The sequence below is a fragment of the Ruegeria sp. TASC047 genome (assembly GCF_059612445.1).
The window spans coordinates 251,565-263,249 of record NZ_JBXWQP010000029.1 but is presented as its reverse complement, the minus strand read 5'-3'; the positions used below and the strand labels follow the sequence as shown (position 1 = coordinate 263,249).

Here is an 11,685-nt window from a genome sequence, read left to right as displayed (position 1 = left end):
GTCAATCCTTTTTCTTGTGCCCATGTGGCCCGCGTTCGACGATCTTTTGCAACCTGTCCGCATAAGACTGCCGCTCTGCGTTACTCATGGCGGTGATGCGAGCCAGCCATTGTGTCTGCAATGCTAGTTGCAGTTCTGCCGTCGCCTGCGACTGTTGCTGCAACAACACTTCAACGGCGACCGGATCGAAGGGCACCCTGCGCAGTGCCAGGCTCAGGGCTTGAAAGTCCTGTCTGCGCCCCCTTAAGTCTTTTTCGCGCAGCGCAGACAGTTCCCCTCGCAACGCTTTGCGGTCATCTTTCGGCAAAGCGCGATACAGCGCAGGACCGAATCCCGGCGGTGCCTCGGTGTGATCTCCATCCTTCAGGCGCAGCACGGTTCCAACTGCAACACCGACAACCAACAGGTTCAGTGCCAATGACGAAACCAGCAAAACCGTCATCCACCGGCGTTTCGGTTTAGGGGCAGCATTCATTCAGTGCTCTCCAGAAAACTCGTGTCATATCCAAGGTCCGCCACAAAAAGGACCGTCTCCTGCGATGCCAGCAGATTGGCGGGATCAGGCAGGAACCCCGGCGCGGAAAAGCCGATCCAGAGCCCCGCCGCACTGGCGGCGATCAAGCCGCCCAACCCCTGCCAGCCACCTACGTTGTCCATCATTCGATGCCAGATCGAAGATTGAGGACGCGGTTCGGGCCTTAGGCGACTGAGGCGGAGTTTTTCAGCATCTGTCTGAATGCGCACGGCCAGATCGTCGGGCAGCGCCGGTCGGTTTTGCCGAGCCTGCGCAAACAAATGATCCAGTTCCAGGTTTTCATCCGTCATCGTCATACCCCAGTTCTTCACGTCGCCCGGCCAGTATCGCGGTCAGACTTCGTTTGCCCCGCGCGGTCAAGCTTTCGACCGCTTCTACTGAAATTCCCATGATCCCGGCAATTTCAGGGTTGGGCAACTCTTCGATGTGGCGCAGAATCACTGCCTGCCTCTGCCTTTCCGGCAGCTGAGACAGGGCAAGCTGCAACGCATCCACGCGGGCCTCATCCTGCAGTCGGTCGGCTACGCTGGCTTTGCCATCTTCTGGCTCAGGAATATCCGACAACCTGCCGGGGGCCTTCCTGCGCCGGATGTCCACACACAGATTCAACGTCACGCGATACAGCCATGTCGACACTTTGGCCTGACCCGGCACCCATTCCGGCGCCATCTGCCACATCCGCATCATCGCCTCCTGCGTTACGTCTTCTGCCTCGGCCCGATTGCCCAACATACGCAACGCGACGGAATAACAAAGCGGCCCAAGGCGATCGGTTAAGACCCGCGCAGCCTGTGCGTCACCCTCAGCAAATTGGCTCAGCAACACATCGTCGCTGAGAGAGCTCGCGGTGCAACCCGCACCGCGAACATCGTGTAGGTGGGAGGTCAGGTCCTCCACCCTGCATCAGTTGTCGATTGCACCCGACTTGTGGTGCTTTTTCTTATGGTGCCGTCCCATCCGGTCTTTGGCATCGGCAAATTCCTGTTCCGATATTCCACCACTGTTATCTGCATCCATCCGGTCAAACAACTTGTCACCCCGGCGCGGTTTCGGCAACTCGTCCTGGCTTAGGAACCCGTCTTTGTTCGCATCGTTGTTTTCGAACATTTTGGTGACGCGGTCGTTTGCTTTTTTCTGAGCGGCGGCCTGCATCTCCTCAAGGCTGAGCTGGCCGTCCCCATCAGTATCCGCGGCCGAGAAACGCTCGGTGCGATGTGCTTCCATTTCCTGCTGTGTCACTTGACCGTCGCCATTGGCATCCAATTCCTGAAAGGACACTGGCTCACGACCACCCGGGCCAGCCGCCAGAACAGACGTGCCGGTGATTGCAACACCCGACAGGACAATCGCCGTGATGAACTTTGCGTTTTTCATTTCGGTTTTCCCTTGTTGACGCGGCCTGAGTGCCGCTGCTCATATCCATTCAAACGCGCGAGGCAGGGAATTCCGTCGCAGTGCCAGCAACTTTTTTTTAACCAGTGCGGTATTTCACGACGTGGTTCACCTCAGGTGCGTTGCAAAGCGACGCACCCCCCTTTAAAAACCACCCGTTCAGGCGCATTATCCGCCAAAGATTACTGCGCGAGTTATATTATGACGGATCAGACGATCGACACCACGACTGAGAGCGAGCGTGAAACCTGGCCCGCTTTGGTCAAAGGGTTTCGGTGCAAGTGCCCTAGTTGCGGCGAAGGCAAGCTGTTGCACAGCTACCTGAAAGTGAATGACACCTGCTCGAACTGTGGACAGGAACTGTTTCATCATCGCGCCGATGATGGGCCCGCCTATCTGACGATCCTGCTGGTCGGGCATTTGTTGGCCCCGGCCCTGCACGTCTCGTATGTGAACTGGCGCCCGGACCCATGGGTGATGGCCATCGGGTTTTCCATTGCTTGCGTTGCACTGTCGCTGTTTTTGCTCCCCCGTTTGAAAGGCGCTGTGGTCGCCTATCAGTGGGCGCGTCGTATGCACGGTTTTGGCAACGATTCATGAGCCGGAAGAAGCGATTGTTTTGGGCATGATGACCGACAAGACCGCCATCCGCGACGCCGCAACCGTCATCGTTTTGCGGAACAGGTGGACCAATCCGTCGATCCTGATGGGTCAACGTGGGTCCAAGGCTGTGTTCATGCCCAACAAATTCGTGTTCCCCGGTGGAGCGGTCGATCCGGCGGATGCGGATGTACCGCTTGCGACCGCACTGCCTGACCTGTGTTCTGAGCGGTTGGCGGAACAGGCGGAATCCGGAAAACAACACGCCCTTGCTGCGGCAGCAATTCGCGAGCTTTGGGAAGAAACAGGACTTGTCCTGGGCCAGACAGGACGCTGGCCGGGCAACGTTCCTGACGACTGGCAAAGCTTTTCCGCCATGGGTTACGTGCCGTCGGCCGCTGCACTGCAATTTGTTTTTCGCGCAGTCACACCGCCCGGCCGTCCCCGCCGCTTCGATGCGCGGTTTTTTCTGGTCGATGCCGATGCGCTGCAGGGCGATCTGGATGATTTCAGCCATGCCTCGGACGAGCTGTCGCATCTGCAATGGGTGGAACTGGATCGGGCGCGCGACCTGGATCTGCCGTTTATCACCGAAGTTGTTCTGGCCGAAGTAGCAGCCCGGGTGACCTCACCCGAGCCGCCAATATCGGTTCCGTTCTATCAGAACAACGAAGAAGCCAATCTGTTCCTGCGGCTCAGAGGCTATCCAATGCCCGAGCACGACTGACTGGTCAGTTTCACCGCATCCGGCTGACAACTACCGTCACTTCGGGCTTTTTGCCGATTTCCGCTTTTGCCGTCTGACGCACGATCCGGCGCATTTCGTCTTCAAGCTTGTCGTCATCCCGTAGGGTCTTGGCTGCCGCCCGCATCAGGAACTGGTTCAGGTCTTCTTCCAACACCTCGACCAACCCGGCCCGGGACGTTCCGACCTCGGGCAGACCCATCGTATCGCACCACGGTTCGCCCAGCGGCTCGTCTTCTTCGTCCAGAACGACTGTCACAGTTACGTGGCCGTTCAGCGCCATGCGAATACGGTCCCGTACCACACCGTCCATCGCACCGATTTTCACCGTACCGTCCAGATAGGTACGCCCGGTTTCGACGTAGTCGACCACCACGGGCGCATTGCCGCTGAGATCCAGCATGGTGCCGTTCACGGCCAGCACGCCCGTTCTGCCACCCTGCTCAGCCAGTTTGACATGCTCGCGCAGGTGACGGTGCTCTCCATGCATTGGGATCACAACTTGCGGATCGATCAGCGCGTGCACCTTCTCAAGATCGGGCCGGTTCGCATGGCCAGAGACGTGATAGAGGCCCGAGCTGTCATCCACCACATCCACGCCCTTTTCACTGAGCTGGTTCATGATGAAAATCACGCCACGTTCATTTCCGGGAATGGTTTTTGACGAGAACAGGAACAGGTCGCCTTCGGACAGTTCCAGACCACGGTACTTGCCGCGGGCCAGTTGCGCGCTTGCCGCACGGCGTTCGCCCTGGCTGCCGGTCACGATCAGCATCAGGTTTTGGCGCGGCAGGTCCAGCGCCTCTTCCGCGCTGATTACCTTGGGGAAGTCCGACAGGATACCCGTTTCGGTCGCGGCCTCGATCATCCGCCGCATTGCGCGCCCCAGCAACACAACTGAACGCCCCGCGCGTGCGCCCGCCTCGGCCAATGTTTTAACCCGTGCCACGTTCGACGCGAAGGTGGTAGCCACAACCATACCCTCGGCGTTTTCGACTAGCTTGGTAATCTCTGGCCCAACCTCGGATTCCGAACGGCCCGGATGCGCCGAGAAAACATTCGTGCTGTCGCAAACCAACGCCTTGACACCCGGCTTGGAAATCTCGGCCCATAGATCGGGGTCAAAGGCTTCGCCCACGACCGGGTTTGCATCCAGCTTGAAATCACCCGAATGCACCACGCGCCCTGCGGGCGTGTCGATGACCAAAGCAGCACTTTCCGGGATCGAGTGTGAAACCGGAAGGAAACCGACGGTAAACGGTCCGACTGAGACCGTTTCAGGCCAAGCGGACACGGTTGTCACCGCATCGGTCGGGTGCGCATATTCTTCCATCTTGCGACGCGCAATATTGGCCGTGAAAGCCCGGGCATAGATCGGAACTCCCAGAGCCTCATAGCAATGAGCCACCGCGCCGACATGATCTTCATGCGCATGGGTGATGAAAACGCCATCCAGCCGGTCGGCCCGTTCTTTCAACCAGGAAATATCCGCATAGATCAGGTCGACGCCCGGTGTTGTCTCCATATCGGGAAAGGTGACGCCCAGGTCCACCAGGATCAGACGTTCCCGCCCGGGCTGGCCATATCCGTACACGTAGGCATTCATGCCAATTTCGCCCGCGCCACCCAGCGGCAGGTAGATCAATCTTTCACTGCTCATATCGAGCCATTTTCCTTGTTGTAGCGATGAATCACGGTCAAGCCGTGCATCGTCAAATCATCTTCGATTACGTCGAACCCCACGTCGGCCTGATCGAACAAGGGGGCCAACCCTCCGGTTCCCACGACTTTCATCGACATTCCATATTCGGCCTTGATCCGCGCGATCAGCCCCTCAATCAGGCCGGAGTATCCCCAATACACGCCCGACTGAATACAACCAACCGTATTTGTACCGATCACCTTCTCGGGTCGCGTTATGTCGATATGCGGCAGTGCAGCCGCGCCCTGATGCAAAGCCTCAAGGCTGAGGTTCACACCTGGAGCGATGACGCCCCCCACATAGGCACCGTCCGCGGCGACAACGTCGAAATTTGTTGCGGTACCAAAGTCCACCACGACGACATTGCCGCCATGACGGTCAAATGCGCCAACCGCGTTGGCCAGTCGATCCGGGCCCGGCACAGTTCCTTGATCCACACGCGGCGGCACGGGCAACAGGCAGTCCGGCCTACCCACCACCAGCGGCCTGCACCCAAAAAAGCGATCAGCAAAGATGCGCAGGTTGAACACGACGCGCGGCACTGTCGAGGCAATGATGACATCCGAGATATTCGCCTCGATCCCGTAATGTTTCACCAGCGTCGAATACCAGGTGAAATAGGCGTCCGCCGTGCGTGCGTGATGGGTCGAGGTACGCAGGGTGCACAGAAATTCCTGACCGTCCCAGATTGAGAAGACTGTATTGGTATTGCCGCAATCAATGGCCAGAAGCATTTGCGCCCCTTTCAGAAATAGACATCCGCCGCAGGAATGCTCACGCGGCCTTTGGCGGTGTTTAAGACAAGGTTACCGCTTGCGTCTACCGTTTCGAAGGTCCCAACCGTCTCGGACGTTCCGGTACGGGCCGTGATAACCTCGCCCAGCCGGGCAGCACGGGACAGCCACGCAGTGCGAATGGGTTCGAACCCGTAGGTAACAAACTGAGTTTCATATTTGGCATAGGCCGAGGCAAGCTCGGTCAGAAAATCCTCGGGCGTGACGTTTGCACCGGTTTCCGACAACAGCGAGACGGGACGGATCGCGCCCGGTTCTACCGCGTCGGCGTCTGGGGCGTTGGCCAAATTCACGCCAATACCGATCGACAGATGCGCTACACCGCGCCCCTGACCGGCGCTTTCCAGCAAAATACCAGCAAGCTTACCACCGTTCAGCAGTACGTCATTGGGCCATTTCAACGACAACCCCGCGGCACGCCCTGTCACAGAGACGCAAGCGTCAAACAGAGCCAGTGCCGCAACAAAACTGCGCAGTGCCGCCTGTTCTGGTGCACCTTCGGGGCGCATCAAAAGGGTCGCGGCAAGGTTGCCCATGGGGTTGGCCCATGACCGTCCGCGTCGCCCACGCGCAGCCGTCTGATGATGCGCCATGATCCAGACAGGACCACGGGCATTGGGGGCAATCCGCGCCGCTTCGTTGAGTGTGCTATCGACTTCCTGCACCTCGTGCAGGCCATAGCCTTTTGGCCACTTGGTCATATCAAAAAGGCCCGGTCACGCGACCGAGCCCCTCTCTCAGATTGTGCAAAACGTTCAGTTGACAAGAGTCGCCGCCGCGGCCGCTGCCGCGCCCTCGATCCCGAACTGATAGAAGACCCCGATCAGCATCAGCGCCGCGGATCCCATCAGGGCGACCCATAGAACGGGTGTCGACCGCGTTTCGATCGGGTCCTCGTTCTCGGCCCCGAAATACATGTAGAACACGATCCGCAGGTAATAGAAGGCGCCAATTACCGATGCGATGGCTGAGACCACAACAAGGCCTGTCAAATCGGCACTTACACCAGCCCGCCAAACACCAAACTTCGCAAAGAAACCCAGCATCGGTGGGACACCGGCAAGCGAGAACATCAGGATCAGAACAGCAAGGGCCTTGCCCGGATCACGTTTGGAATACTGGCGCAGCGCATCAATGTCAGTCACGGGTTTGCCGTCGCGTTCCATCATCAGGATAAACGCAAACGTGCCAATGTTCATGGTCACGTAAATCGCCAGATACATCAGCATCGCCTGAATACCCAACTCGGTACCAGCCGCCAGACCGATCAGCGCATAGCCCATATGGGCAATCGACGAGAACGCCATCAGTCGCTTGATGTCGCGCTGACCAATTGCGGCAACCGCCCCCAGCAGCATCGACAGCACCGACAGCAAAACAATCACTTGCTGCCAATCTTTGACCACGCCTCCGAAGGCGTCATGCAGAAGACGTGCAAACAAGGCCATTGCCGCGACTTTCGGAGCGGTGGCAAAGAAAGCCGTAATTGGCGTCGGCGACCCTTCATAGACATCCGGTGTCCACATATGGAACGGAACCGCCGAGACCTTGAATGCCAGACCCGAGATCAGGAAGATCAGGCCAAACAACAGACCAACCGAGACGTCCCCATGATGGACCGTCTGAATAATGCCCGAGAACAGTGTCGTGCCGGTGAACCCATAGACCAGCGACGCACCATACAGCAGCAGACCTGAACTGAGAGCGCCCAGAACAAAGTATTTCAGCCCTGCTTCGGTTGATTTCGCACTGTCACGACGCAGCGCGGCAACAACATACAGCGCAAGGGATTGCAGCTCGAGCCCCATGTAAAGAGACATCAGATCGCCCGCGCTGACCATCATCATCATACCAACGGCAGCAAGCGCCACCAGCAGCGGATATTCAAAGCGCAGCAGACCCCGGCGCGCCATGTATTCCTGGCTCATCACCAGTACGGCACCTGCCGACAAAAGGATGGCAACTTTGGCAAAACGCGCGAACCCGTCATCTACGAACATGCCGTTGAAGGCCACGTTGGTGCCACTGCCCTGAGTAGCGATCCAGATCGCCAGGACCGCCATCAGGCCCGCCGTGGTCCAGACAAGAACCGAAGCCAGCCCGTCTTTCGACGTGTAGACTGCCCCCAACAGAGCCACCATCGCATAGATCGCCAGAATGATTTCCGGCAGGATAATTGTCAGATCAGCCTGGATCATGTCTCCAAAGCTCCCTTAATGCGAAGCGGCAGTCTGGGTCGCAGCCTCAGCCGCGGCCAGAGCCGTGTCATAGTTCGAAATGAGTGCCGTCGTCGATTGCCCGATCACATCGGTCACCAGCGACGGGTAGACCCCCAACAGGATCGTCATCACGATCAGCGGGGCAAAAATCAACCGCTCGCGAGAACTCATGTCGGTCATCGCCTTCAGGCTTTCCTTGATCAGGTCCCCAAAGACAACGCGGCGGTAGAGCCACAACGCGTAGGCTGCCGAGAAGATCACACCGGTCGCCGCAACGGCAGTCACCCAGGTGTTAACCTGGAATGTTCCCATGAGTGTCAGAAACTCACCAATAAACCCGCTGGTGCCCGGCAGTCCGACATTGGCCATGGTGAACAGCATGAAGACCAGCGCATAGGCGGGCATCCGGATGACCAGACCGCCATAAGCCTCGATATCGCGGGTGTGCATCCGGTCATAGATCACGCCGACACAGAGGAAGAGCGCGGCAGAGATGAACCCGTGGCTCAGCATCTGGAAAATTGCGCCGTCAATGCCTTGCTGGTTCGCAGCAAAGATGCCCATCGTGACAAAGCCCATATGCGCCACCGAGGAATACGCGATCAGCTTTTTCATGTCTTCCTGCACCAGTGCCACCAGCGAGGTATAGACAACCGCTATGGCTGACATCCAAAGCACAAGATCAGTCATCACCGCCGTGCCAACCGGGAACATCGGCAGGCTGAACCGCAGGAAGCCGTAGCCGCCCATCTTCAACAGGATCGCCGCCAGCACGACCGAGCCCGCCGTCGGCGCTTGAACGTGCGCATCGGGCAACCAGGTATGCACCGGCCACATCGGCATTTTCACCGCAAAAGATGCGAAGAAGGCCAGGAACATCAGCGTCTGCATACCGCCGGTGACATAGATGCCCAACACGCTGAAACTCTCGGATGCGAACTGATGGGCCATCAGCGCTTCGATATCCGTAGTGCCCGCGTCAGCATACATTGCAACCATGGCTACCAGCATCAGCACCGAGCCGAGGAAGGTGTAAAGGAAGAACTTGAAGCTGGCATAGATACGGTCCTTGCCGCCCCAGATCCCGATGATCAGGAACATCGGGATCAGACCCGCCTCAAAGAACAGGTAGAACAGCACCAAGTCCAGCGCCATGAACACGCCCAGCATCAGCGTTTCCAGCAGCAAGAAGGCAATCATGTATTCCTTGACGCGGTCTGTCACATTCCAGCTGGCCAGAATGGTCAGCGGCATGATGAAGGTGGTCAGCAACACGAACAGAACGCTGATGCCATCCACACCCATCTTGTATTTCAGACCCATCAGCCATTCACCCTCTTCCACCATCTGGAAGCCGGTGTTCGAAGGATCAAAGCCTGTGTAGATGCCAATTGACACCAGAAACGTCACAGTTGTCGCCAGCAATGCAATCCACTTGGCGTTGCGCTGCGCTGCGACGTCGCTCCCGTGCAGGAACAGCGCCAGAATGCCTGCTGCGATGGCGGGGATAAAGGTGACAATAGATAGGATATTGTCCATTAGTGTGCGCCTCCGCCGATCGACATCCAGGTGACAAGGGCCGCAATGCCCAATACCATCCAGAAGGCGTAAGTAAAGATGTACCCGGTCTGCGCCTTGCCTGCGAGGCGGGTGAAGAAGGGAACAACGCCCATTGCAACCCCATTCAGGAAGCCGTCGATTGTATTGCCGTCACCGCGTTTCCACAGGAACCGGCCAAGGGCGACAGTGGGTTTGACAAAGATCGCGTCGTAGATTTCGTCGAAATACCATTTGTTCAGCAGGAACAGGTACAGCGGGCGCTGATTTGCGGCCAGACGTGCGGGTAGCGACGTGTTCACGATGTAGAACCAATAGGCCACGATAAAGCCAAGCACCATCGCAACAAATGGCGAAACCTTGACCCATTTCGGAGCCGCATGCGCATCGTCCAGAATGTGGTTGTCCGGCGCCATGTAAAGCGCACCTTCACCCGGCTCACCCGCAAACATATAATGGTGGTCACCGCCCACTGCGGCATTCTCACCATTCGCGGCCTCGTCAGCATGGCTGTCAGCCGCATGGCTTTCATCGGCATGGCTGTCTTGGCCGTGCAACGCATCCGCCGCCGCGTGATCACCGGCCTCGGCATGCTCTGAAGCTTCTGCAACCGGAATACCGTAGAATTTGCCGACCTTGTCGGCATGGCCAAAGAAGTTTCCGTACCAGATCATGCCCGCGAATACCGCACCCAGCGACAAAACTCCCAGCGGCACCAGCATGACCATTGGGCTTTCATGTGCGTGATCATGCGTATGCTTGTCCCCACGCGGCTCTCCATAGAAGGTCAGGAAGATCAGACGCCAGCTGTAGAACGAGGTGAACGCCGCAGCGACAACCAGCAACCAGAAGCCATAGCTTGACCCGCCCGCATAGGCGCTTTCGATAATTGCGTCCTTTGACAGGAAACCGGCAAACCCAAAGGTGGTCAGCGGGATGCCAACACCGGTAATCGCCAGGGTACCGATCATCATCGCCCAGAAGGTATAGGGGATCTTTTTGCGCAGACCGCCATATTCGGTCATCTCCTGTTCGTGATGCATCGCGTGGATCACGGAACCGGCCCCAAGGAACAACAGCGCCTTGAAGAAGGCATGCGTGAACAAGTGGAACATCGCTGCCGAATACATGCCGACGCCCGCCGCCACAAACATGTAACCCAACTGGGAACAGGTCGAATACGCGATGACACGTTTGATATCGGTCTGAACCAGACCAACAGTGGCCGCAAAGAACGCAGTCGAGGCCCCAAGAACAGTGATGAACCCTGTCGCGCCCGGTGCGAACTCCATCAGCGGGGACATGCGGCAGACCAAAAAGACGCCTGCGGTCACCATGGTCGCAGCGTGGATCAGCGCTGACACAGGCGTCGGGCCTTCCATCGCATCCGGCAACCATGTGTGCAGGATCAACTGCGCCGATTTACCCATCGCCCCGATGAACAGCAGCACGCAGATCACTTCGATCGCGGTCCATTCCCCCCACAGGAAATGCAGCTTTTCTTCGGCCAAGGCAGGGGCAGAGGCAAAGATATCCGAGAAGTTGATACTGTCGGTCAGGAAGAACAGCGCGAAGATGCCCAGAGCAAAACCAAAGTCGCCGACCCGGTTGACTACAAAGGCCTTGATCGCCGCCGCGTTGGCCGAAGGCTTGCGATAATAGAACCCGATCAGCAGGTATGAAGCGACGCCGACGCCCTCCCAGCCAAAGAACATCTGCACCAGATTATCCGCCGTCACCAGCATCAGCATGGCAAAGGTGAAGAAGGACAGATAGGCAAAGAAGCGCGGTTTATAGCTTTCGCCTTCGCGCCATTGCGGATCGTGATCCATGTAGCCGAAGCTGTACAGGTGCACGAGCGCCGAGACCGTCGTCACCACGATCAGCATGATTGCCGTCAGTCGGTCCAGACGGATGGCCCAGCTTGTCGAAAGCGAACCGCTTTCGATCCAGCGCATGATCTCGATCTGCTGCGTGTGGCCGTCGAAGGTGAAGAACACGATCCAGGACAGCAGACAAGCCAGAAACAGCAGGCCCGTGGCCGTCCACATGGCGGCTTTCTCGCCAATGAACTTCCAGCCGAACCCGCAGAGCAGCGCGCCCACCAGCGGGGCAAAGAGGATGGTGGTTTCCATGTTCTC

The 11,685-nt window shown here is 58.0% G+C and carries 12 protein-coding genes; 2 read left to right on the top strand and 10 right to left on the bottom strand.

The window, feature by feature from the left end:
* Position 1 precedes the first annotated feature (1 nt).
* Genes AC2FLO_RS09100 through AC2FLO_RS09085 form a run of 4 tightly spaced genes read right to left on the bottom strand, consistent with a single transcriptional unit; the run spans position 2 to position 1,909 of the window.
* On the bottom strand, positions 2 to 475 hold the full coding sequence (locus AC2FLO_RS09100) for a periplasmic heavy metal sensor (RefSeq protein ID WP_496752565.1): 474 nt from the start codon (positions 473 to 475) through the stop codon (positions 2 to 4).
* On the bottom strand, positions 472 to 825 hold the full coding sequence (locus AC2FLO_RS09095) for a hypothetical protein (protein WP_267362789.1): 354 nt from the start codon (positions 823 to 825) through the stop codon (positions 472 to 474). The genes AC2FLO_RS09100 and AC2FLO_RS09095 overlap by 4 nt, the downstream gene beginning before the upstream one ends.
* Positions 815 to 1,432: an RNA polymerase sigma factor gene (locus tag AC2FLO_RS09090; protein WP_480773248.1), complete on the bottom strand. Its 618-nt coding sequence runs from the start codon at positions 1,430 to 1,432 to the stop codon at positions 815 to 817. The genes AC2FLO_RS09095 and AC2FLO_RS09090 overlap by 11 nt, the downstream gene beginning before the upstream one ends.
* Before the next feature lie 6 nt (positions 1,433 to 1,438).
* Positions 1,439 to 1,909, bottom strand: coding sequence for an EF-hand domain-containing protein (locus tag AC2FLO_RS09085; RefSeq protein WP_496752566.1), 471 nt, complete (start codon positions 1,907 to 1,909; stop codon positions 1,439 to 1,441).
* Positions 1,910 to 2,128: 219 nt separating this feature from the next.
* Here AC2FLO_RS09085 and AC2FLO_RS09080 point away from each other — a divergent pair, with 219 nt between their 5' ends.
* Entirely contained in the window at positions 2,129 to 2,527 is a 399-nt protein-coding gene (locus AC2FLO_RS09080; RefSeq protein ID WP_480622300.1) for a DUF983 domain-containing protein, read from the top strand.
* A 25-nt stretch (positions 2,528 to 2,552) separates the two neighbouring features.
* Positions 2,553 to 3,254: an NUDIX hydrolase gene (locus AC2FLO_RS09075; protein ID WP_496752789.1), complete on the top strand. Its 702-nt coding sequence runs from the start codon at positions 2,553 to 2,555 to the stop codon at positions 3,252 to 3,254.
* Positions 3,255 to 3,264: 10 nt separating this feature from the next.
* On the opposite strand, the gene AC2FLO_RS09070 is transcribed toward AC2FLO_RS09075, so the two are convergent.
* Genes AC2FLO_RS09070 through nuoL form a run of 6 tightly spaced genes read right to left on the bottom strand, consistent with a single transcriptional unit; the run spans position 3,265 to position 11,679 of the window.
* The gene (locus tag AC2FLO_RS09070; protein ID WP_496752569.1) at positions 3,265 to 4,932 is read right to left on the bottom strand and encodes a ribonuclease J; all 1,668 of its coding nucleotides are present in this window, start codon (positions 4,930 to 4,932) and stop codon (positions 3,265 to 3,267) included.
* Positions 4,929 to 5,708: a type III pantothenate kinase gene (locus AC2FLO_RS09065; RefSeq protein ID WP_496752571.1), complete on the bottom strand. Its 780-nt coding sequence runs from the start codon at positions 5,706 to 5,708 to the stop codon at positions 4,929 to 4,931. Before AC2FLO_RS09065 ends, AC2FLO_RS09070 begins: the two co-directional genes overlap by 4 nt.
* Before the next feature lie 11 nt (positions 5,709 to 5,719).
* The gene (locus AC2FLO_RS09060) at positions 5,720 to 6,469 is read right to left on the bottom strand and encodes a biotin--[acetyl-CoA-carboxylase] ligase (protein WP_480481776.1); all 750 of its coding nucleotides are present in this window, start codon (positions 6,467 to 6,469) and stop codon (positions 5,720 to 5,722) included.
* Positions 6,470 to 6,523: 54 nt separating this feature from the next.
* Positions 6,524 to 7,966, bottom strand: coding sequence for an NADH-quinone oxidoreductase subunit NuoN (gene nuoN, locus AC2FLO_RS09055; protein ID WP_496752573.1), 1,443 nt, complete (start codon positions 7,964 to 7,966; stop codon positions 6,524 to 6,526).
* Between the two features lie 15 nt (positions 7,967 to 7,981).
* Positions 7,982 to 9,526 (bottom strand): NADH-quinone oxidoreductase subunit M, encoded by a 1,545-nt coding sequence (locus tag AC2FLO_RS09050; protein ID WP_267362806.1) that lies wholly within the window; start codon positions 9,524 to 9,526, stop codon positions 7,982 to 7,984.
* On the bottom strand, positions 9,526 to 11,679 hold the full coding sequence (gene nuoL, locus AC2FLO_RS09045; RefSeq protein ID WP_496752575.1) for an NADH-quinone oxidoreductase subunit L: 2,154 nt from the start codon (positions 11,677 to 11,679) through the stop codon (positions 9,526 to 9,528). Before nuoL ends, AC2FLO_RS09050 begins: the two co-directional genes overlap by 1 nt.
* Positions 11,680 to 11,685: the final 6 nt, after the last annotated feature.

What these genes read in the sequence shown, in the direction of transcription:
- AC2FLO_RS09095 (WP_267362789.1), bottom strand. Translation starts at nt 825, where the DNA reads ATGACGGATGAAAACCTGGAACTGGATCATTTGTTTGCGCAGGCTCGG.
- AC2FLO_RS09050 (WP_267362806.1), bottom strand. Translation starts at nt 9,526, where the DNA reads ATGGACAATATCCTATCTATTGTCACCTTTATCCCCGCCATCGCAGCA.
- AC2FLO_RS09080 (WP_480622300.1), top strand. Translation starts at nt 2,129, where the DNA reads ATGACGGATCAGACGATCGACACCACGACTGAGAGCGAGCGTGAAACC.
- AC2FLO_RS09060 (WP_480481776.1), bottom strand. Translation starts at nt 6,469, where the DNA reads ATGACCAAGTGGCCAAAAGGCTATGGCCTGCACGAGGTGCAGGAAGTC.
- AC2FLO_RS09070 (WP_496752569.1), bottom strand. Translation starts at nt 4,932, where the DNA reads ATGAGCAGTGAAAGATTGATCTACCTGCCGCTGGGTGGCGCGGGCGAA.
- nuoL (WP_496752575.1), bottom strand. Translation starts at nt 11,679, where the DNA reads ATGGAAACCACCATCCTCTTTGCCCCGCTGGTGGGCGCGCTGCTCTGC.
- AC2FLO_RS09085 (WP_496752566.1), bottom strand. Translation starts at nt 1,909, where the DNA reads ATGAAAAACGCAAAGTTCATCACGGCGATTGTCCTGTCGGGTGTTGCA.
- AC2FLO_RS09065 (WP_496752571.1), bottom strand. Translation starts at nt 5,708, where the DNA reads ATGCTTCTGGCCATTGATTGCGGCAATACCAATACAGTCTTCTCAATC.
- AC2FLO_RS09100 (WP_496752565.1), bottom strand. Translation starts at nt 475, where the DNA reads ATGAATGCTGCCCCTAAACCGAAACGCCGGTGGATGACGGTTTTGCTG.
- nuoN (WP_496752573.1), bottom strand. Translation starts at nt 7,966, where the DNA reads ATGATCCAGGCTGATCTGACAATTATCCTGCCGGAAATCATTCTGGCG.
- AC2FLO_RS09075 (WP_496752789.1), top strand. Translation starts at nt 2,553, where the DNA reads ATGATGACCGACAAGACCGCCATCCGCGACGCCGCAACCGTCATCGTT.